The organism is Streptomyces tricolor (assembly GCF_002155905.1).
In the GTDB taxonomy this organism is placed as follows: domain Bacteria; phylum Actinomycetota; class Actinomycetes; order Streptomycetales; family Streptomycetaceae; genus Streptomyces; species Streptomyces tricolor.
Window position 1 is genome coordinate 1 of record NZ_MUMF01000452.1, and the last position, 20,442, is coordinate 20,442.

The 20,442-nt window shown below is 70.4% G+C and carries 17 protein-coding genes and 1 pseudogene; 3 read left to right on the plus strand and 15 right to left on the minus strand.

The genetic code is table 11. From position 1 onward, the window contains the following. Nucleotides 1–445: 445 nt before the first annotated feature. From CCN44_RS43485 to CCN44_RS47500, 5 genes are all read right to left on the minus strand, one after another. Nucleotides 446–889, minus strand: a complete 444-nt coding sequence (locus CCN44_RS43485; RefSeq protein ID WP_086700896.1) for a hypothetical protein — start codon at nt 887–889, stop codon at nt 446–448. Between the two features lie 318 nt (nt 890–1,207). After that, nucleotides 1,208–5,485 (minus strand): nSTAND1 domain-containing NTPase, encoded by a 4,278-nt coding sequence (locus CCN44_RS29310; protein ID WP_086700899.1) that lies wholly within the window; start codon nt 5,483–5,485, stop codon nt 1,208–1,210. 79 nt (nt 5,486–5,564) lie between these two features. Next, nucleotides 5,565–5,948, minus strand: a complete 384-nt coding sequence (locus CCN44_RS29315; protein WP_244203985.1) for a CU044_2847 family protein — start codon at nt 5,946–5,948, stop codon at nt 5,565–5,567. 530 nt (nt 5,949–6,478) lie between these two features. After that, a complete protein-coding gene (locus tag CCN44_RS29320) occupies nt 6,479–7,108 on the minus strand; it encodes a DciA family protein (protein WP_237481320.1) in 630 nt (209 codons plus the stop codon). 137 nt (nt 7,109–7,245) lie between these two features. Next, nucleotides 7,246–7,374, minus strand: a complete 129-nt coding sequence (locus tag CCN44_RS47500; RefSeq protein WP_272935216.1) for a hypothetical protein — start codon at nt 7,372–7,374, stop codon at nt 7,246–7,248. A 307-nt stretch (nt 7,375–7,681) separates the two neighbouring features. Here CCN44_RS47500 and CCN44_RS29325 point away from each other — a divergent pair, with 307 nt between their 5' ends. Continuing rightward, nucleotides 7,682–9,892, plus strand: coding sequence for an endonuclease (locus CCN44_RS29325; RefSeq protein WP_059246615.1), 2,211 nt, complete (start codon nt 7,682–7,684; stop codon nt 9,890–9,892). Between the two features lie 111 nt (nt 9,893–10,003). Here the strand turns inward: CCN44_RS29325 and CCN44_RS29330 are convergent, their stop codons facing one another. The 6 genes and pseudogenes from CCN44_RS29330 to CCN44_RS43500 all read right to left on the minus strand — a co-directional run bounded on the left by CCN44_RS29330 (nt 10,004) and on the right by CCN44_RS43500 (nt 13,610). Beyond that, nucleotides 10,004–10,243 carry a hypothetical protein gene (locus CCN44_RS29330; RefSeq protein ID WP_086700902.1) on the minus strand — a complete coding sequence of 80 codons (240 nt, stop codon included), beginning with the start codon at nt 10,241–10,243 and terminating at the stop codon, nt 10,004–10,006. Continuing rightward, entirely contained in the window at nt 10,240–11,559 is a 1,320-nt protein-coding gene (locus CCN44_RS29335; RefSeq protein WP_086700904.1) for a S8 family serine peptidase, read from the minus strand. The genes CCN44_RS29330 and CCN44_RS29335 overlap by 4 nt, the downstream gene beginning before the upstream one ends. A 366-nt stretch (nt 11,560–11,925) precedes the next feature. Beyond that, nucleotides 11,926–12,771 (minus strand): RNA polymerase sigma factor SigF, encoded by an 846-nt coding sequence (locus CCN44_RS29340; protein WP_059246612.1) that lies wholly within the window; start codon nt 12,769–12,771, stop codon nt 11,926–11,928. Nucleotides 12,772–12,830: 59 nt separating this feature from the next. After that, on the minus strand, nt 12,831–13,289 hold the full coding sequence (locus CCN44_RS47905; protein WP_086700927.1) for a SpoIIE family protein phosphatase: 459 nt from the start codon (nt 13,287–13,289) through the stop codon (nt 12,831–12,833). Next, a pseudogene (locus CCN44_RS47910) lies at nt 13,243–13,392 on the minus strand (SpoIIE family protein phosphatase); the annotation flags it as partial. The gene CCN44_RS47905 and the pseudogene CCN44_RS47910, both read right to left, overlap by 47 nt. Beyond that, the gene (locus tag CCN44_RS43500; protein ID WP_158103166.1) at nt 13,380–13,610 is read right to left on the minus strand and encodes a SpoIIE family protein phosphatase; all 231 of its coding nucleotides are present in this window, start codon (nt 13,608–13,610) and stop codon (nt 13,380–13,382) included. The gene CCN44_RS43500 and the pseudogene CCN44_RS47910, both read right to left, overlap by 13 nt. A gap of 431 nt (nt 13,611–14,041) precedes the next feature. Here CCN44_RS43500 and CCN44_RS29355 point away from each other — a divergent pair, with 431 nt between their 5' ends. After that, on the plus strand, nt 14,042–15,727 hold the full coding sequence (locus CCN44_RS29355) for a ribonuclease J (RefSeq protein WP_059246611.1): 1,686 nt from the start codon (nt 14,042–14,044) through the stop codon (nt 15,725–15,727). 206 nt (nt 15,728–15,933) lie between these two features. On the opposite strand, the gene CCN44_RS29360 is transcribed toward CCN44_RS29355, so the two are convergent. The 3 genes from CCN44_RS29360 to CCN44_RS29375 form a co-directional block, all read right to left on the minus strand. Beyond that, complete coding sequence (locus CCN44_RS29360; protein ID WP_059246610.1) at nt 15,934–16,278, minus strand: MerR family transcriptional regulator; 345 nt, start codon at nt 16,276–16,278, stop codon at nt 15,934–15,936. A 727-nt stretch (nt 16,279–17,005) separates the two neighbouring features. Then, nucleotides 17,006–17,494 (minus strand): GNAT family N-acetyltransferase, encoded by a 489-nt coding sequence (locus tag CCN44_RS29365; protein WP_079080789.1) that lies wholly within the window; start codon nt 17,492–17,494, stop codon nt 17,006–17,008. Nucleotides 17,495–17,933: 439 nt separating this feature from the next. Further along, nucleotides 17,934–18,176 (minus strand): DUF5302 family protein, encoded by a 243-nt coding sequence (locus CCN44_RS29375; RefSeq protein WP_059254682.1) that lies wholly within the window; start codon nt 18,174–18,176, stop codon nt 17,934–17,936. A 358-nt stretch (nt 18,177–18,534) separates the two neighbouring features. Here CCN44_RS29375 and CCN44_RS29380 point away from each other — a divergent pair, with 358 nt between their 5' ends. Further along, on the plus strand, nt 18,535–19,296 hold the full coding sequence (locus CCN44_RS29380; protein WP_059246609.1) for a maleylpyruvate isomerase family mycothiol-dependent enzyme: 762 nt from the start codon (nt 18,535–18,537) through the stop codon (nt 19,294–19,296). Between the two features lie 354 nt (nt 19,297–19,650). Here the strand turns inward: CCN44_RS29380 and CCN44_RS29385 are convergent, their stop codons facing one another. Continuing rightward, the gene (locus CCN44_RS29385) at nt 19,651–20,298 is read right to left on the minus strand and encodes a hypothetical protein (protein WP_223283706.1); all 648 of its coding nucleotides are present in this window, start codon (nt 20,296–20,298) and stop codon (nt 19,651–19,653) included. Nucleotides 20,299–20,442: the final 144 nt, after the last annotated feature.

A 20,442-nucleotide genomic window follows, 5' to 3' on the forward strand; every position in this document is an offset into this window, starting at 1 on the left:
ACTCCTCGCCGCGCTCGCCCGCCGCCGGCACGAGTACCGCTCCGTCGCCGTCGCCCGCCTCACCGCCCGTCACCGGCAGTCGGCTGCTACCGACCGACCTCCACAGGATGGGCATCTACCTCGCCAGGCCCACCGCGACCTCGGCGACTCCGCCGGGTCACGCCAGGGCCTGCAGGATCGCCACGGCAGGCGGCGGGCGTCTCGCGCAGGACGGTGTTCACCCCGTCGGCCTGATCCGCCGGCTCCGCCACGCGCCCGGCCCCGGTTCGCCCCTGGCCCGCCCCTCCACTACGTCGTCGCGGCGGCCGTCGTACGCGCCGTGGCGGACTCCATCGCGGCGTGAGTGCCGGTCCGGCAACTAGCCAATGCAGACAGGGCGGCAACGCCCTGAGGACCATCTACGCCTACAACCGGATCATCGAGAAGGGCCGGTTCCTGGTCTGGGTCAAGTAACCGTCCACCGACAGGGGCAACCGCAGTGACCGATCCCCTCACCACCGGGCAGGGCCCGGTCGGCGTCCACTACCACCAGTTCCTCGTCACCGACCCCGGCGGACCCGTCGCCGAGGACGAGACGGACGCCTCGCACACCGGGCTCGTCGGCATCACCGCCGGCGACGCCACCGTCCACACCGGCATCCACTCCGGCGACGTCGACGTCACGGTCACCGCCCACCGCCAGCCGCCCCCGCCGGATGCCGGGGAGTGGGAGGAGATCGCGGAGATCTCCCTCCACTCCCCCACCGGCACCCTCCAGGTCACCCCCCTCATGACCGACCTCGACGAGGACCTCCCCGACCTCGCCGCGGCCGGCCCCGGCACCTACCGGCTCCGCGTCCACGCCCGCGGCCGCGACCAGGCCGTCGACCTCGCCCCCCGACACCATCACCGAGCACTACCTCCTCCAGTGCTGGCCCCAGCCCCCCGCACCGGCCCAACTCCTGCGCGCCACCGACGACTACGGCAGCCGGCTACGCGCCGAACAGACCCACCAGGCCCGCGTCACCACCCACACCCCGCGCGGGCAGCACCGCCAGGAACACGACATCCTCCGCCGCTCCCTGGGCGGATAGGCACCCGTCCAAGCGATGCGGTAGGTCGCTACAACGGCGGTCATGTTGTTGCCGACGCTGCACGGGATTACGGCACCACGGGCCGCAGTCGTTCCATCGGCGTTGTACCCCGCACCCTTCCTGGGACGACTCAATCACGTGAGACCAGGGCACACAGGGCCCACGTCCTGGCCGCGCAGGTACTGGGCGGTCTCGGCTTTGGTGAAGTCGCGGTGCAGCCTCCTGCAGATCGAGCCGGCGAGCTCATGTGCGTCGGGAAGGTCCGCGTTCCACAGGCGTGTGGTGCCGTCTTCGCCACCGGCGGCGAGGAGGACGCCGTCGGGGCTGAACGCCAGCGAGTTGATGCCCTCGATGTGACCCGTGAAGGTGGCGCGTCGTTTACCAGTCCTCGCGTCCCATAGGAACAGGGCGCCGTCCTCGCTCCCGGTGGCGAGGGTCTCGCCGTCGGGGCTGAAGGCCAGCGCCGTGACGGCGTCGATGTGACCGGTGAGGGTTGCGCGGGAGGCACCGTCCTGCACATCCCACAGGTGTGTGGTGCCGTCCTTGCTGCCGGTGGCGAGGGTGTTGTTGTCGGGGCTGAAGGCCACCGACGTCATGTCCTCGGTGGTGCCCGTGAAGGCGGCGCGATGTCTGCCTGTCCTCGCGTCCCACAGGTGAAGGGCCCCGCGGGCGCCTCCCATGGCCAGCGTGGTGCTGTCGGGGCTGAACGCGACGGAGTTCATGCCGCTGGTGGGGAGGGAGCCGTCGAGCTTGGCGTGGTGTCTGCCGGATGTCACGTCCCACAGGTGCGTGGTTCCGTCGGCGCGGCTGACGCCGTCGTTGCCTGTCATGCCGAACGTCGCGCCGTCGGGGCTGATCTTCACCGCCCATCTGTACCCGGGGAGGCGGTGGGCGAGGTTGGTGAGGCGAAGTGTGCCGGTCTTGGAGTCCCACTGGCGTACGCCGCCGGACCAGCTCGCGCTGGTGAGGGTGGAGCCCTCGTGGCTGAACACGATCGACGACACACCTTCGGTGTGGCCGGCGAGCGTGACGCGGGGTCGCTCGGTCCTCACATCCCACAGTCGTGTGGACCCCTCGTCGCCACCGGTCGCCAAAGTGGTGCCGTCCGGGCTGAACGCCACCGACGTCACCTCGCGGGAGGGGCCGGTGAAGGTGGCACGGGACACGCCGACCCTGGTGTCCCAGAGGCGTACGGTGCCGTCCTTGCTTCCGGTAGCCAGGGTGGTGCCGTCCGGACTGAAGGCCAGCGTCTCGACCGGCTTGGTGTGACCGGTGAGGGTGGCGTACGACTGGCCGGTCTTCACGTCCCACAGGCGTACGGGCCCCCCGCCGCCCCCTACGGCAAGGGTGCTGCCGTCGGGGCTGAACGCCACCGTCTCGACGTCCTGCACGTAGTCGTCGGCGATGGTGGCGCGGACGCGGCTGGACCTGGCGTCCCACAAGTACGTCCTGCCGTCGCTGCTGACGGCGCGCGCGCCGCCTTCGGGGCTGGTCACGACCCAATCCAGTGTGACCTTGGTGAGACGTCTTCCGGTCCTCGCGCTCCATGTGCAGGTGCTGTCGGCGCAGTCAGTGGTGAGGGTGGTACTGCGCCGGTCGAACGCCATCCATTGTGCGAGGCTGCGCTCGCCGCCGCCGTGGGTGGCGCGGAGTGCGCCGGTCCTCGTGTCCCACAAGCTCAGCCTGTCCTCGTTGTCGCTGGACACGGAGTGGGTGGCGAGGGTGGTGCCGTCGGGACTGAACACCACGGAGGTCACGTACTGGGCATGGACGGGGAGAGAGGTGCGGAGTCTGCCGGATCTGGCATCCAGGAGGTGCGCGGTGCCGTCCCACCCTGCGGTGGCAAGGAGGGCCCCGTCAGGGCTGAACGCCACCGCCATCACGGTATAGGCGTGGCCGGTGAGAACGGTGCGGGACCTGCCGGTCATGGCATCGCGCAGGTGCACAGCGCCGTCGACGCTTCCGGTGGCGAGTGTGCTGCCGTCGGGGCTGAACGCCACAGCCGACGTGTGGGCGAGGGTGGCACGCGACGTTCCCCTCTTGACGTCCCACAGGCGTGCGGTGCCGTCGGAGCTCTCGGTCGCGAGGGTGGATCCGTCGGGGCTGAACGCGACGGAGTCCACCTCTTGGGTGTGTGCGGCGAGGCGGTGGCGGAGAAGGGTGGCGGGGGCACCGTAGAGCGCGGCGGCGGCTTCCTCCGTGTGGCTGGTCTGCCACGCCTTGACAGCCAGGAGGGAGGCCAGGTCGGGGTCCGACTTCGCCAGATTGGCGGACTGTGCGGCGAGCTGACGGGACTGCGCCTCGTGCTGGGCAGCGGTCGCGGCCCGCTGTTGGTGGAAGGCGGCACCCGCAGCGAGCAGTGCGAGCGCCAGCATGACGGCAAGGACGACGTTGATGCGCTGGGTACGCCGTACCGCCGCTTGCCGGTGCTGCCGACTGGCGTTCAGGAGCGAGGTGATCTCGGCCGGGAGCGAGCGTCGGCCGGCCCATTCCTCTCCCTCCGCGAGGAGCGAGCCGCTCAACAGGTCGCCGGGAAGGGCGCTGTTCGTGTACACGGCCTGCTGCTCGGCGGCGCGCACCAGCCAGACCTGGAACTGGTGGTCCTCAGCCACCCAGTCACGCAGGTCCGCCCAGTCGCGGAGGAGGGCGTCGTGGATGAGGTCCGCCGCAGGCTCACCGAGCCCCGTGTCCGACGGTGGGCTCGTACCGGTGGTGACGATGCGGTAGCGGGTCAGCACCGCCAACACCTCGTCGAACGCGGTGTCGCCGGCAGGGCCGGTCCCCTTGGGCGTGGAGGCCAGTACGCGCAGACGGGTGAGCGGAACGGACCGGCGGGTGGCCGGAATGCCGTTGGTCTCGTCGGCAGGACGGACCAGCGCGGTGAGCATCCGCTGTGCGGTGGGACGCCGGTCCGCGGGTAGCTGGTCGAGGGCGCGGTTGCACCAGGCCGTGAGGCTGCCGGTGACCTTGCCTATCTTCTCGTAGGCCGCGTGGGTGATTCGGCCGTCTTCGCGGCGGCGCCGGGCCCAGAGCTGGCGCAGCGCCAGTTCCAGGGCGGGGAGCAGGGTGACGGGCGCTTGCCGGGCCGCAGAGCCGGCGTCGAGTACATCGTCGACGATGCGGTCCGCCAGGCCTGCCTCGATGGACAGGCCTACGGCCGCCGCCGGCCGGGTGATGATCGCCTTCAGCTCGGGGCGGCTCAGGGTCGCGGGGACGTTGCACAGCCCTGGCAGCACGGCGTTCATCAGGTCGGGGGCAAGGGCGTCGAGAGGCGCGTAGAAGTCGTTGCGCATGACCAGGAGAACGGTGACCGCTGCGTGAGAGGCGCACAGCTCCATGAGTTGGTCGGCGGCTTGCAGCCGACCGTCGTCCAGTGGTCGGTGTGCATGGGGAGCCGCCTGGGTGAGGAGTTCCTCGAACTGGTCGATGACCAGCAGCAGATGATCATGGTCCGGTGCGGCGGCCAGACGGGTTTCGACGGCGGACAGCAGGCCCTCGGTGGCCGCGCCGGGCAGGCCGGCACGTTCCAGTTCGGCCAGAAGGTCCTGACCGGGGTGGGCGCCCAGACACAGCCAGCGATCGCTGCCCGGGATCGCTCCCTTCGCCAGGGCGGGGAGGACGCCCGCGTTGACCAGCGACGACTTCCCCGCCCCGGACGGTCCGAGCAGCATCAGCAGCCGCCGGTTGGAGCCCAGGGCCGTCAGTACCCGCTCCACGGCCGCCTCCCGGCCGTGGAACCAGTCGGCGTGCTCAGTGGTGAACGGCTCCAGCCCCAGATACGGGCACGCCTGGTCTTCCGCCAGCTGAGGGTGGATCTCCCTCAGCACCTCAGCCGGGGTGGCATAGGCGATCCCCAGCCCTTTCCCGTAGATGTCGGGGGAGACGATGGAGTTGACCATGCCGATCACCAGGCCGGTCTTTTTGTCCACTACCGGGCCGCCGCTGAAGCCGGCGGTCAGGTCGTTGGCCTTCGTCAGCTGAAGCTGCCGTTGCGCACCGTTGTCCCCGGGCAGCAGGCCGCCGACTTCGCCGTACCCGAAGTGGCCGCCGCGCAGTGCCTGGGCTGGGAATCCGAACGAGAAGAACCCGTGCCCCTGGCACCCGGCGCTCGTACCCACTGCCATGCGCCGGGCTGTGGCTGGAATCGAGCCAAAACGGAGAACAGCTACGTCCTCTGCTTCCGGTGCCCGCCATCGCTCGGCCACCACGTCGGTCATCACCCGTGGTGCGCCCGGTAGATGCGGGAAGAGCACCTCCACCTGGTCGCCCGGGAGCTGCCCGGCGGCGCGCACGACATGTGCACAGGTGAAGCCGGTGTCCTCCCCGGCCAGGAATCCCGCCCCAGCAATACCGCCGTCGGACGCAAGTACCTGGAAGACCGATACGGCAACCGACGGCTCACTCACCGTCACAAGCTGCTCTCGTCCTCGGGGATCGATCCGCCACCACGGTCTGCCTCGGACTCCTCCCCCGCCCCTGTCCCCGCATTCCTCACGGGGCGTCCTGTCCGGAGTCGCCGTTCTCCCACACCACGCGGACCTTCAGGTGGACGGCTGTCTCGCCGGCGGTAATGACTGCTCCGGCCTTCGCCGAGAGATTCACCCCGAACTCCACCTCCACCTCCCGCGGACCTGCCTGTCGCAGCTGGTCCAGCACAGCTCGCGCTGTCTCCCGCACCGGAATCAGCGACTGCTGCAAGGTCCGAGGCAGTTCACGTACCGCGTCACCGACTCGGCCCGCCTTCACCGGCCCGTCGATCTGCGGTGCGCCTTCGACCTCTTCCAGCAGGATTGCCCCGCCACCTTCCAGCGGCAGCCGCGCAAGACTCGACACCGGCCCACCTCCTTGGAAAATCCAGAAATCAATCCCGACCACTCAACCGGAAAACGGTTCCCATCGCCCCCTGGTCTCACCGCCTCCCGACAACCACCACATACGGACCGGACGGCTCCGCGACCCATCAGCGGTCACACCGAGGCTGCACTCGCCAATGCGGAGCATCAGCTCCTGCCCGCCGGACCATTTCCTTCGGATCATCTGATCGTTGGGTGATGTGTGTCGTTGAACTGACGCCCACTGGGCGAGGATCGAGCCGTTGCTGCCGGACCGGACACCGAAGCGGGATGGTCGGTGGCGGGACCACCGCGGAAGTGGGCCGCCGACGGTACCTGGGATCGCCTGTTCATCGCCCTGATCACCCAGGCCGACGCCGAAGGCGACCTCGACCGGATCGTCGCGGTCGACTCCACGATCCTCCGGGCCCATCAACACGCCGCCGGAGCCCGTCACGAGGGGCCCCCGGCCGGTGAGCCGGCAGATCATGCCCTCGGACGGTCCCGCGGCGAGCTGACCACCGAGATCCCCCCTCGCTGCAGACAGCCGCCGCAGGCCGCTCACCTTCCTCCTCACCCCGGCCAGACATGCGATGCACCCGCGTTCCCCGACACCGTGGCCCAGTTACGGGTGCCGCGGCCGACCGGTCGCCCCAAAAGCGCTCCGGACGTGGTCCCGGCCGCGGCCTGGCGGCGGCGCTGCGCGCGGGCATGCTCGATCGGGGCCGCCGCATCGTCCGGGACGATGTCGGGCTCGGGGAAGGCCCGGCGGCAGCTCCCGCATCGCGGCGGTCTGCCGCTCCACCGCCTCCGCGATAGCTGGAGCCACCCGGGATGGCCGGGCGGCCTGCCGGTGTGCCTCGATCGCCCGGCGGTATCCCTCGGGCAGCGTCCGGCGCTCCCCCCGGGAGGGCGGGCATCACCGGAGGGCTGGGTCGGCGGCCTCCGTGGCGGGCCCGGCCCTTGGATGTGGACGGCGCGTACGTTCGCACCCTGCACCCGCTCGTTGGCCGCCTCGATCAGCTCCGGTGCGCGCCAGCGCAGCTGTGTGCCGTACGCGGGGGCGTCGGGGGTGACGTCCAGGCGGCCGATGTCCGCGTCGAACTGCACGGCCCGGACGTGCCCGGCGAGCTCGGGCGCGGCCGCGGCGAGGATGTTATTGAACTGCGCGAGGACACTGCCGTCGGCGGCCGGGGCGACCATGCGGCGCTCGGTCACGGGCCGGGGGCGGCGTGGTGCGCTCGGTGATCTCGCCGGGGAACTGGTAGCGGTTCAGGGGCCAGCCGTGCTTTTCCCAGCAGTAGGGCGGGGGGCAGCGAGGGCCCCGGCGTCATCCTGGTTCACCACGTCCACCACAGAGCCGTCAGGTCCTCCGGCGCCCGTCTTCCCGAGCGGAGGAGGCCGGCCAGTTGCTCGGGGACCAGGTCGCTGTACTGGGCGACTGCGGGCATGTTCTCGTCGAGGAGCACGGCAGCCTCATCGGTGGTGATTGCGTCGCCGCAGCAGGAGCCAGTGTTTGCGGCCCCGGGTCGTGCATGTTCGGCGTCGCCTCACGCACCCAGTAGGGGATGAAGGTCCAGTCGGCGAGGCGCGGGGAGGTGCGGCGCTGCTCCGGCATCTGCCCGCCCCCCTCGGATCGCCACGAGAGGGGCGTCGAGGCTCGGTCACGGCGGAATGCGGTTGACGGGCCAGGTGACCACGGCTCCGAAAGGAAATCACCGGTGGTCGGTGGACACAATGGGAGGTAGGGGGCAAAGGGAGCGAGGGAGACGTTCAATGATCACCGCAGAACACGTTTCCCAGGCGGAAACGGATTATCTGGCACAGCTGGAGAAAGCCGCGAGACGCTTCGACAACCGGGCCGCGCAGCGGGAGGAAACCCTCCAGACCATCGAGAGCCGGGGCGTGCTGTACGCCGACGAGCCCGCCCGGGTCAAGAAGCGACTGGCACGCCTGAACGCCGACTGGTCGCTCGCCAAGGCGATCGAACAGATACCGACGGAGCCCGCCACCACGACCGGCAGTACGCTGCCGCTGTCACCGGAGGCGTTCGGGGCCGACGTCCTCGGCCTGGAACGCCTCATGGGGCGGAACAACCTCACCGGAGTGGCCTTCCTGGAGGGCGGGTACCTGGCCGCGCGGTCGATCGGGCGGGTCTGCGTCCGCTCACCCGAGGGCGGGCATTACGGCACCGGTTTCATGGTGTCGCCTTCTCTCCTCATGACCAACAACCACGTACTGCGGAGCCTGGAGGAAGCAAGCCACGCCGTCGTCGAATTCAACTTCCAGGCAGGCGTCGACGGGCGCCCGCTGGACCCGGTGACCTTCAAGATCGAGCCCCAGAACTTCTTCGCCACCGACCGCGACCTCGATTTCACCGTCGTCGCGGTGGCCGAGCGGAATCAGCAGGGCGCGCGGCTCGCCGACTTCGACTGGCTGCCCCTGGACGGGGCGCAGGGAAAGGCCATTCTGGGGGAATTCGTCAACATCATCCAGCACCCCAACGGCGAGCCCAAGCAGCTCGCCCTGCGCGAGAACCAGATCGTCGATCTCCTGGACAGGTTCGTCCACTACGCGACCGACACCGCGCCGGGCTCCTCCGGATCCCCCGTCTTCAACGATCAGTGGGAAGTCGTCGCACTGCACCACTCGGCCGTGCCGAAGACCGACGCCGACGGCCGTCCCCTGGCCGTCGACGGTACGCCCTGGCGGCCGGGGATGGGCGAGCACCGGCTGGCGTGGAAGGCCAACGAGGGAGTGCGCATCAGCCGCGTACTGCAGGCGCTGAGCCGGTTCACGCTGACCGGGAACGCGGCCCGGTTGCGCGACGAACTGTTCCAGCCGCCGGGCACGCCGCCGCGCGGCGAGGGCGCACCGCAGACGGCAGCGGCAGCGAGGCCGGGAGCCGACGGGTTCGGGCCGGCCGGTTCCGCACCACTCACCTCCGCCACCGCCGTCGGCCTCACCGTGCCACTCCGGATCACCGTGGGCGTCGACATGCCGACGCCCGACCGGCCCGGCCCCGACCGGACCTCCGGTGCGCGCTCGCTTCCGACGGTCACTTCCGCCGCTGTCCTTCCCCGAGCGGAACGGGCGGCGGGAAGCTCCGCGGTCGCCGACGCCGCCGAACAGGATCTGGCCGCGGCCCTGCTCAACCTCCGGCTCGGGGAGACCCGCGCCTACTACGTCCGCGAGGACGACCGCGCTGCGCGCGATGCGTACTACGCGGACATCGACGCCGACTCGGACGGCGAGACACTGCGGCGAGCGCTGACCGCGCTGCTGGAGGAGACCCACGGGCCGCGCCCCTCCTACAAACCGGCGCGGATGCTCTACCCATGGGTCGATCTTCATCCCGACCGCCTCCTGCGCAGCGTCTACTCCGGCAAGACCTTCACCGCGGAGGAACTCATCCACGCCGACGCCGCCGCCGAGGCGGCCCGGCTGCGGGGCCTGCAGGAGTTCCTGCTGCGCGAGGCAGCGGCGGGCACGGACGTAATCGCCGCGGAGCTGGACGCCCTGGAGGCAGCGCTGCCCTTCAACTGCGAGCACGTCGTGCCGCAGTCCTGGTTCGCCAAGCGGGAACCCATGCGGGGCGATCTGCATCACCTGTTCGCGTGCGAGCCGGAGTGCAACAGCTTCCGCGGCAACATTCCCTACACGGACTTCCCCGGCTTCGACGAGGCCGTGAGGGAAGACTGCGGCATGCGTGAGAAGACGGGGTTCGAGCCGGAACACAGCAGGGGAGCCGTCGCCCGAGCCACCCTGTACTTCCTGTTGCGGTATCCCGGAGCCGTCGGGGACGGGACGACGGAGTTTCCCGCGGACCGGCTGCCCATCCTCGTGCAGTGGCACGAGAACGAACCCGTGTCCGAGTACGAGTTGCACCGCAACGCGGCCATCGCCGCGATCCAGGGGAACCGCAACCCCCTGATAGACCACCCGGAGTGGGCTCGGAGCATCGACTTCTCCGGGGTCTGGCCCTGACTGGGCACCGAGACCGCAAAACCGTCAACCGCCTCTCCGCCGCGCCGGGTTCGGCCCGGCAGAGAGGCGGTGCGGCCCCTACCCGCAGTCACGGGGGGACTCGGGCCGCCGTCACTGGACCGGCGACTCGGGCGGTGGCAGACGGATGGTGCGGTCCCGTTCGACGGCCTCCACACCGTCGACCGCCCGCAGCAGCGGGATCCGGTCCTCGGCGATGGTGCCGGCGGCCGTGCCGATGAGCGGCTGCTCACTCGTCACGGTGAGGCCGGCGGCCTGGGCCGCACGGATCGTCTCGGCGAACCGCCCGGGGTCGACGGACAGGACGACGTCCACCCGCGGGGATTCCGTCACGGTGTCTGCCCGAGGCCGGCGCCGACGTTCTCAGGGGGCTGCGGGAGCCGGTACGCGCCCGAGATCAGACGCTTCTTCAGTTCGGGCGCCGTGGCGCCCGGCTCCATCTGGGCCAGCAGCGCGACGATACCCGCGACGTGCGGGGTCGCCATGCTGGTCCCACTGATCGTTTTGTAGACCTGCGGCATCGGCCATGCGGAGCGCACCTCCACCCCGGGGGCGGCGATGTTGATCTCGGCACCGGCGAGACTCTGCCCCCGGCAGGAGAACGGCGCTACGTGAAGTGCCTTGCCCAGAGCGGCGACAGCGAGGATCGAGGGGCAGTTGGCCGGGTGGTTGACCGGCCCGCCGTCGTTGCCCGCCGCCGCGACGATCAGCGTTCCCGCGGCGACGACCCGCTGGGCGACGGTCTCGAAGACCGGCGAGAACAACTGCCCAGGACTGACCGGAGCACCGAGCGACATGGAGATCACCCGCGCTCCCTGGGACAGCGCCCAGGAGATCCCCGCGAGGATCTGTCCGTCGCTCCCGCTGCCCTGATTGCTGAGCACCTTGCCGGCCAGGATCCGTGCCTCGGGGGCGACGCCGTAGCGTGGCCGCTGCTGAGGATCCGCCGGGCCCGCGGCCGTGCCGATGCAGTGAGTACCGTGGCCGTTGCCGTCCTGCACGGACTGCCCCGGTACGAAGGACGCCGTTCCGGCGATGCGTGCGGCCAGGTCGGGGTGGTTGGTGTCCACCCCGGTGTCGAGCACCGCGACCATGACACCCTGTCCGGTCAGACGGCAATGGTTGGCCCGCACGGCCTGCAGGCCCCAGGTGTGGTCGGACTCGTCCCAGGCCGGGCCCAACGCGGCGGCCATCGCCGCCGTGGTGTGCCGCTCCAGGACGTCCTCGTCGCTGCGGTAGGTGGGGTAATACCCCGTCACCTCCCGGGACTGGTCCGTGATCGTCGAGATGTAGACCAGACGCTCGGGCTCCGCGGCGATGATCGACGATTCCTCCTGGGCGGCCGTCACCAGCGCCTCGCGCTGGTCCGGTGCCACGCCGACGACGGCGACGCCCAGATCCGGGAAGAGCGCGGACACGTCCGGCTCCTCGAGTATCCGTACGGCGCTCTCCGCCTCGGCACCGCGCACCTGCTCCGCGCCCGGAACACCGGCCCGGGAACGCAGTGCCTCCATACCCCGCTTCCCCTCCTGGGGGTCGAGGAGCACGAGGTACCGCCCCGTATACGCGTTCTCGCGCTTGAGAACGCTCTGGTCACACAGTTCGAACTGCTCGCCGCGCTCACGCCGGCCGAATGATTCGCTCGTCATGGTGTCTCCGCCTCCGACTACCCCCCAGGGATCCAAGGACCGCGTCGGCCGCGCGCCCGAGACACCTTCAGCGAGCGGCTATCGCGCCTCCGGCCGTACAGTGAGTCGGCGCGTCCGAGCCTGCCTTGTCGCTCTTTCCAGCCTCACGCCGCCCACTGCCGTGCGCAACTCCTCCGAAGCCGCCCCTGGCCCCCGGACGTCCGGGGCGTCGGCGGGGCACCCTCCGGTCCGGTTGCGGGCCGCCTGCGGATCGTCGGCGTCGACACCGTCCTCGACTGCCGTGAAACTCTTCGCGACGCCGTCAGCACCTGAACGGCGAGTACGCCGCCAGGGATTACGGGCCGGCAGGTTGTCGCCGCACGGTTGTCAGCGGGTGGTGAGCATGCCTTCGCGCAGCCGGGCGAGGCAGCGCGAGAGGAGGCGGGAAACGTGCATCTGAGAGACGCCCAGGCGTTCGCCGATCTGCGCCTGGGTGAGTTCTTCCACGAACCGCATATGAATGATGTGCCGATCCCGTTCATCCAGGGCGGCGATCATCGGGGCGAGTGCGTGGAAGTCCTCCACGAGCTCCAGGGCCCGGTCGTCAGTCCCGATGAAGTCCTGCAGGGCACATTCGCCGTCCTCGCTGCCGTTGATCGTGGCGTCCAGGGAGGAGGAGCTGTAGCCGTTGGAAGCCAGGCGGGCCTCGCGCACCTCATCCTCCGGCAGGCTCATCAGCTCCGACAGTTCCTTCACCGTCGGCGTGCGCCCCAGACGGCTGCGCAGCTCTTCGGTGGCGCGGGCCAGCTGGACGCGCGCCTCCTGCAGGCGGCGTGGCACGTGCACGGCCCAGGTGGTGTCGCGGAAGAAGCGCTTGATCTCGCCGACGATGTAGGGGATGGCGAAGGAGGTGAACTCCACTTCCCGGGCGAGCTCGAACCGGTCGATCGCCTTGATCAAGCCGATCATGCCGACCTGGACGATATCCTCCATCTCCTCCGGACCGCGGCTGCGGAACCGGCCGGCCGCGTAGCGGACCAGGGACATGTTCATCTCGATCAGCGTGTTGCGCGCGTACTGGTACTCGGAGGTGCCCTCCTCAAGGACCGCGAGCTGGTCGAAGAACAGGCGCGTCAGCTGTCGGGCGTCCTTCGGTGTCACCTGGGAGGGAACGGCGACCTCCGGCAGACCACTCGCGGTCGTGTCCGTTTTCGCCGCAGTCACTGTCGTCATGATGCTTCCCTCCCTTGTCGCTGCACGCTGCCGGCCTGTCGGGGCCGACGGCCGAGCGCCTACCCCGGCATCTGCACGTCATACACACAGGGGGAAACAAGCGCGTCGCCTCGCCCGCAGGGCGGTTGTCGCCTCGGCGAAGCCACAGGCGCCCAGGAGATCGACTCTCCCGCACCGGGCAAGGCCCGGCAGAGATACGCGCAGCAGACGACGGGGCGGCTTTCGGGCTGGGCCCCCGTACGCCGCCGCAGGAAGCGTTCACACAGGTCGGCGATGTCCAGGCCGACGGTGGTGCGGGCGCATGCGGTCAGCCGCTGCGGAACGATGATGGTCTCCTCGCGGCACCGTTCGATCAGTCCGTCGGTGTAGAGCAGAAGGGTGTCGTCCTTGGCGCGGGCGAGGGCGGCCTGGCGGTATGGGATGCCGCGAACGGGGGCCGAGGGGCGGCCTGAGGGGCTGATCGGGACAGGTGCCGGCGCCGTCGGCGTGGCGGAGCAGCGGCGGCGAGTGGCGGGCAGCGGCGCAGGTCAGGGTGCGGCTGGGGCGGTGGGCGACGAGGTAGCAGGCGGTGGTCATCTGCCCGGGGTGGTAGTGGCGCAGGAAGGTGTTTAGTTCCTCCAGGACGGTGGTGGGACGGGTGCCGCAGCGGGGGACGTGTTGCGCAGGGCGGCGGTGATCTGCGCCATGAGGGTGGCCTCGCGCAGTCCGTGTCCGGCGACATCGCCGATGCTCAGGCCGATGTGCTCGGCCTCGATGTCGTAGACGTCGTACCACTCGCCGCCTACGGACAGCAGGCCGTTTCCAGGGGCACAGCTGGCGGCGGCCTCACATCCGGGCACGGCCGGCAGCTGTGGCAGGAGGCTGCGCTGCAGGCGTTCGGCGACGGTGTTCGCCTGCTCCAGTGAGGTGTTCGCCGGGCCGCAGCGGCGGCACCAGGCGGGTGGAGTGCCGGTGGAGTTCGACGGCGGAGGCGCCCAGGACGGCCGGTGCGGCTTCCTTGACCCGACTTGATCAAGGCATGTTCACAGCGGTGCGCTGACCCACCTCGGCGGGCGGGTGGTCACCGCCCGCGCGACCCGCGAAGCCACCCCGGCACCCGCGGCGATCGCTGTGACGAGGATGCCCTCCTGTTCTGGCGGCCAGGCAGCCGGCAGATGAGACGGTTGCCGATCTGAGCGCCAGTACGTCTTCGGTGGGGGACGATATAGAGCACTCGTTGGATCACCCAGGCAATGGATCACCTTTCCCGCACTCCGGGTACCGTCAGGGTATGAGTCATCCGCACCCCGAGCTGAAAGCCGCACCGCCCCTTCCCGAAGGAGGGCTGCGGGTCATCGCCCTGGGCGGCCTGGGTGAGATCGGCCGCAACATGACCGTCTTCGAGCACGCGGGCAAGCTGCTCGTCGTCGACTGCGGCGTACTGTTCCCCGAGGAGACCCAGCCCGGCGTGGACGTGATCCTGCCGGACTTCACCTCGATCCGGGACCGGCTGGACGACATCGTGGCCGTGATCCTCACCCACGGCCACGAGGACCACATCGGCGGCGTGCCGTACCTGCTGCGCGAGCGGTCGGACATCCCCCTCGTCGGCTCCAAGCTGACCCTGGCGTTCCTGGAGGCCAAGCTCAAGGAACACGGCATCCGGCCGCGCACGGTGCGGGTGCGGGAGGGCGACCGACGTGGCTTCGGGCCCTTCGACTGCGAGTTCGTGGCGGTCAACCACTCCATCCCCGACAGCCTCGCGGTCGCGATCCGCACCCGGGCCGGGATGGTGCTGCACACCGGCGACTTCAAGATGGACCAGTTCCCTCTCGACGACCGCATCACCGATCTGCGCGCCTTCGCCCGCCTCGGCGAGGAGGGCGTGGACCTGTTCCTCACCGACTCCACCAACGCCGAAGTACCCGGCTTCACCACCTCCGAGCGAGAGCTGAACCCGGCGATCGAGCAGGTGATGCGCACCGCGCCGCGCCGCGTCATCGTCTCCAGCTTCGCCAGCCACGTGCACCGCATCCAGCAGGTCCTCGACGCCGCCCACCAGCACGGCCGCAAGGTCGCCTTCGTCGGCCGGTCGATGGTCCGCAACATGGGCATCGCCCGTGACCTGGGCTATCTGAAGGTCCCCTCCGGTCTGGTCGTGAGCACGAAGGAGCTGGAGAAGCTCCCGGACCACAAGATCACTCTGGTGTGCACCGGCTCCCAGGGCGAACCGATGGCCGCGCTGTCACGGATGGCCAACCGCGACCACATGATCCGCATCGGCAAGGGCGACACCGTCCTGCTCGCCAGCTCCCTGATCCCCGGCAACGAGAACGCCATCTACCGGGTGATCAACGGACTCACCCGGTGGGGCGCTCACGTGGTCCACAAGGGCAATGCCAAGGTGCACGTCTCCGGGCATGCCAGCGCAGGCGAACTCGTCTACTGCTACAACATCGTCAAGCCCCGCAACGTCATGCCCGTGCACGGCGAATGGCGCCACCTGCGAGCCAACGCCGACCTTGCCATCCGTACCGGTGTCGAGCCCGACCGGGTCGTCATCGCCGAGGACGGCGTCGTCGTCGATCTGGTCGACGGGCGCGCGTCCATCACCGGCAAGGTTCCCGCCGGCAACGTCTACGTGGACGGCATGGAGGTCGGCGGCGCGACCGAGGCGTCCCTCAAGGACCGTCTCACCCTCGCCGCCGAAGGCGTGGTCACGGTGGTGGCGATCGTCGACGCGGACACCGGCGCCCTCGCCGAGGCCCCCGACTTCCTGGCCCGGGGCTTCGTCCACGACGACGCCACCTTCGAGCCGGTCATCCCCGTCATCGAGAAGACCCTGGCCACCGCGGCCGAGGAAGGCGTCGGGGACGCGCGCCAACTCGAACAACTCCTCGCCCGCGCCGTGGCGAACTGGGCGTTCCGCACCCACCGCCGCAAGCCCCTCATCATCCCTGTGATCATCGACGCCTGAGCCACAGCCCGGCGACACGGTCCCCGTTCCGGCGCCGGCGGCCGGAAGCGGCCCCGGTTCCGGAGCTCCGCCACCCGGCTCGCGGTTCCCTCTTTCATGGGGTCCGGTGACGCGTTGACCTCGCCGCGGCTGTGGAACGGCGCAGCGGTCCCTCAGCGGCCTCGCCCGTCGGCAGGGCCTCGTTGCCTCGGGTGCGGGCGTTCTGATCAGGCTGATGTCTTCGACTGAGGCTGGCCGCGCTCGGCGCGCAGTTGTTCGTTGATGCGCTGCGCCTCTTCGAGCTGGTCTTCGAGGATGACGATGCGGCAAGCGGCCTCTATGGCGGTGCCCTGGTCGACGAGTTCGCGGGCTCGGGCGGCGATGCGTAGCTGGTACCGGGAGTAGCGGCGATGGCCGCCGTCGGAGCGCAGCGGGGTGATCAGGCGGTGTTCACCGAGGGCACGGAGGAAGGCAGGGGTGGTGCCGAGCATCTCGGCGGCCCGGCCCATGGTGTAGGCGGGGTAGTCGTCATCGTCGAGAGGGTCGACGGGACGGGAACCGGCAGGCGGCATAGACCTCTTCTTTCGGGGACGCGTCGGGGGGCCCGGATGCCAGTACGGCACCCGGGCCCCGAGCTTTCAACACCATCTACCGGCGCACTGCGCCGGCCTTCGTTTTCCGCAGGTGCCGCCCGAGAGGGCGGAGCTGCGGGGATCGTGAATGCCTGACCGGGGACCACCTTCCAATCCGGGGCCTTGCGGTACCCGGGCCGACTGCTTCCTCGCCCGGGCGATCCTGATGGCGTTCTGCTCCTTACCTTTCGACTACGCGGATACTGCGGGTGTTGCTCACAGCCCCGCTGGGGCCGTGTCGTTCTGGTCTGCCTGCACAGCAGTTCGTGCCTGCTGTGCCCACTTCGACTTCTGGGTACGGAGACAACGCTAACCCTGGGGCCGTGGAATGTCTACTGTCGCTGGGATAGTTTTTCTCCATGGCTGGTGCGCCTGCTTCTCCCTCAGGCCTGCCAGAAAGAGTGCCCACTCGAATGGCGGTCCCCGCTTCCCGAACAGCGGCGCCGCCTCCTACCGGACGGTGCTGGACCTCGACGGCGACACGATCATGGACTCCAGCGGCGTCCCCCTCACCAGCACCCGGTACCTCCGTCACACACCTCTTCCATCGTCGGCCTCGGGTGAGGGAGAGGCCGCCGACGCGGGCGGTCCCTGCCAGGGCAGAGACGACGGCGCACAGGGAGCGCGCGATGCAGGCGAAGCCGGTGTCCTGCGAACCGGCACCGCGTCATTCCGAGGGAATGCGGAACTCGAATTCGGGACGGTCCCACGGCACGGCGGGCGGGTTCGCGAGGGCGGTCCCGGTCCGTATGGCACCGACGCGGTGGTAGAAGTCCGCGGCGGGAAGGTGCGACACGACCATGACGCGGTCGAGCCCGGCGGCACGGGCCTCGGACTGCATGTGCGCGACGAGCAGTCGTCCGATACCCCGCCCTTGCGCTTCATCGGCGACGAACAGCAGGTCGAGCTCCGGTGGAGCGAGGACGAGCGAGTAGAACCCGAGGGCCCGGCCTCCGGGCTCGTCGGCGCCGACGGCTACGAAGGCGCGGTGGGCCTCGATGTAATCAGGGCCGACCCGGTAACCCGCGACTGCGGACGCGTACTGGCCTCGATAGGCACCTGAGCCACGCACGAGCCGTGTGAGCCGTTTGGCATCCCGCGCGACGGCCCTCCGTATGATGATCGGCTGACTGATCGGGGAAATGCGTGAACCCATCGGGAGAGTATGCCGCACGAGGGTATGCCGTCGTGCGGAGGGGGCGGCTGCCCGGGCACGCGTTCTGCACCGCTCCCGGGAACCACTCGTCCAGCCCCCGCCCTTTCCTGCCCGGTACCGTCGGCAGCGCGCTCGGGCAGAGAGCCGGAGCGCTCATCAAGGCGTTGCGCGAGCGGCGCCGGTCCGTGCGCGCCCTCACCGGCCGCTCCCGACCGGCCGACCGCCCGGAGGCAGCGCACGAGCTGGAAGCCCGCAGCTTCTGCCCGGACCTTCTCGCCCGGGACCCGGCCCAGCTCCCGGCCGACAAGAGCGCGCTCCCCGTGATCCTGCCGGCCCCCTACGAGGACACCGGGACCGCACCCACCGTGACTCGAACGCCTGCTCCAGCGCGGGGGGCACGGAGTGCCGGTATGGCGGCCGGACCGCCGGACTGATCGACTCAGCCGCCGCTCTTACGCCTGAACGATCGCTGGCGCGCAGCCGGGCCGTGCGTTGCACGCACCTTGGACGCATCCGGGTTGGCGGCAGCATCGGCCGCGTCCGCCTGCGCACCGCGCTTGCGCGCCAGGGCTTCACGGAACCTGCGCTTGAGGTCGTAGTTGCCGTCGCTGTCCGGCGCCAGAGGGGACGTCTCGGGGGCAGCCGGCTCCGAACCTTCCGTGATGACGGGCTCTTCAGTCATGGTGACCTCCTGGGTTCGGGGGTGGACCAGCACAGCTTGTCATGCCGGGCGAGGTGCGGGGCGCCGGCGACATCAGCCTGTTCCGTTTCGTCGGGTCCCCTCCAGCGGCCGAGGGCCTTCGCTTCGTAGCGGGGGTACAGGACGGGCTCCGGGCCGGGCCGAGGGCTGTCGATCCGGTGGCCGGGAGATGCGCTGACCGTCGCTCGGGCGGCCTGGAGGGCAGTCGTCAGAGGCGGGCGGGCCCCGCAGGTGAAGGCCCCTGAGGTTCCTCGAAGATCCCGCACCGATGTGCAACTCCCGCAGCTGACGGCCTGGAAAATACGGTGCGATCGGCTGAGCTGGGCTGATAGAAAGCGATGTGACAGACAGCCTTGAGTATTCCGCCCTGCTGCAACTGATCGACGAGCGGTCGGCCGCGTTCCGGAGTGCGGTTGTCGCCGCGCCCAGCCTGGACGCGCCGGTGCCGTCCTGCCCCGAGTGGACGCTGTTCGACCTGGTGCAGCACCTGGGTACGGGCCAGCGCTGGTGGGCCGCGATCGTCACCGCGGGCCCGGCCGAGGCTGCGCCGGCCAAGGAAGCCGCGGAGGTGCCGCGCGAGCTCGAGGCGCTGCTGGCCTGGTACGCCGAGTCGAACGAGCTGCTGCTGAGTGCCCTGCGCGAGGCCGGCCCGGAGCGCGAGTGCTGGGCGTGGTGGGGCGCCGGCGTGTCGCCGGCGAACGCCTGGGGCGTTGCCCGGCGCCGGGTGCACGAGGTGCTGGTGCACACCTACGACGCCCAGCTCGCCGCAGGTGCCGTGCAGCCGATGCCGGCGGACGTCGCGATCGACGGCGTGGCCGAGTTTCTCGACACCTGCAATTCCACCCCGGCGGCCTGGCCGCACGCGGCCGCCACCATCCACTACCACGCCACCGAGGGTCGCTCCTGGCTCCTGACGCTGGACGGCACCGGCGCGTGGCCCGCACCCCTCCCGGACGACGCCGCGCCCGCGTCCGCTTCGGCCACGGGCACGGCCGAGCAGCTGCTCCTCTTCGTCTGGGGGCGCCTCACGCTGAGCGACCTGAAGGTCGAGGGCGACCAGCAGGTGTTCGAGCAGCTGATCGCCTGGGAGCCCGAGGAGTAGCCAGTCGATACCGCCAGCGGACGGCCTCGACGACGTCCGCGTCGGTGAGCATCGCGGTCGGGGCCGCAGGGTGGTGGCCGACGCCGGCATGGCGACCGGGAGGTGCTGGCGGCGATCGTGTTCGTGACGACATCGGCGTGGTCGCGGTCCATGCGGTGGTGGAGTTGATCGAGCGCGGGCGCGCGACATGTCTTACATCAAGACCGTGGCGACCGCCTTGATACGGCTGTCCGCAGCCGCCGCGGTGAGGGCCATGCCGCTCAGGCCAGAGATGGCCTGCCGGGCGATCCGCTCGCGGTCGACGATCTCCTCCAGGCCGATGAAGTCGACGGCAGGGTCCTGGCGGGCCCCCGGTCAGCCGTCGAGCGCGGCGGACGGCGCGTCGCCGTTCTGGGCCTGTCGGGCCCGCTCGGCGAGCACCGCGGTCAGGTCCCGGACTGCGTCCTCGTCGATGCCGCCCTTTTCCGCGGAGGCCGCCTCGGTCCACAGCAGCGTCGTGCCGACGCGGGTCTGGGTCACGGCGCCGGGCTCGCCGCGGAAGCCGGAGGAGCCGAATCGGGCGTCGCGCTCGTCACCGATCGGGCCGATCCCGAACGCCCTGGCCCGCTGCCCCGCCCTCTTGCCGTAGTAGCCGTCCCAGAGCACGTCGTACGCCTCGCGGGCAGCCTGTTCGCTGTCGTAGGCGATGATCAGAAAGGTGACGGTGGCGGCGGTGTCGTCGTGCCGGAACGTCGAGGCGCCGTAGAAGCGGGAGTTGTCGCAGCCCGCGTTGTCCTTGACGGGGCAGGCCTGCGAACGGTAGAGCCTGTCCATCTCGACGGCCGTGGGCCGAGCGGACTCCTTCCAGCCCGGCATGGCCGCGCCGTCCGGCAACGTCTCCCGCACCTGTTCCTTCGTGAGCGCCACCGCCTTGCCGTCGCCGCTGTCGCTCTCCGCGCCACCACCACAGCCGGCCAGCAGCAGTGCCGCCGTGACCGCCACGCACCACCGGTTCTTCCTCATGGCCATGCCACCTCCCGTCGAGCGGTGATCCTACGCGGACCACCTCCCCGCCGAAGGCGCCGCCCAGGGGCCGAGACCGTCACCCGCGGTCGCGCTTACCTGCCGGCCGATGGCTGGTGGTGGGGGGACTTCGCGTCCTCGAAC